Consider the following 256-nt stretch of genomic DNA (forward strand, 5'->3'; position numbering starts at 1 on the left):
TAGTGTCCCGTTCGTCTAGAGGCCTAGGACACCGCCCTTTCACGGCGGTAACAGGGGTTCGACTCCCCTACGGGATACCATCTTTAAGGGTTTTTAGATAGAATCTTTAGAAATGGTTGACTCGTTTAATAACGAACAATCTTGCTCTTTAACAATTTGGAAAGCTGACAAAGTGATTTATCTTGATAGATAAGTTACTTGTAAAGTTCTCAATCTTTATCTTTTGATAAAGACCAAAAATACACATTCAAGTGTG

The 256-nt window shown here is 38.7% G+C and carries 1 tRNA gene; it reads left to right on the plus strand.

The features are described 5' to 3' along the window. Nucleotides 1–4: 4 nt before the first annotated feature. Nucleotides 5–80: transfer RNA gene (locus tag AACS00_RS09960), tRNA-Glu, on the plus strand. Nucleotides 81–256 lie beyond the last annotated feature (176 nt).

This window comes from Vibrio sp. 11986-1-5 (assembly GCF_963878025.1).
Classification (GTDB): domain Bacteria; phylum Pseudomonadota; class Gammaproteobacteria; order Enterobacterales; family Vibrionaceae; genus Vibrio; species Vibrio injensis.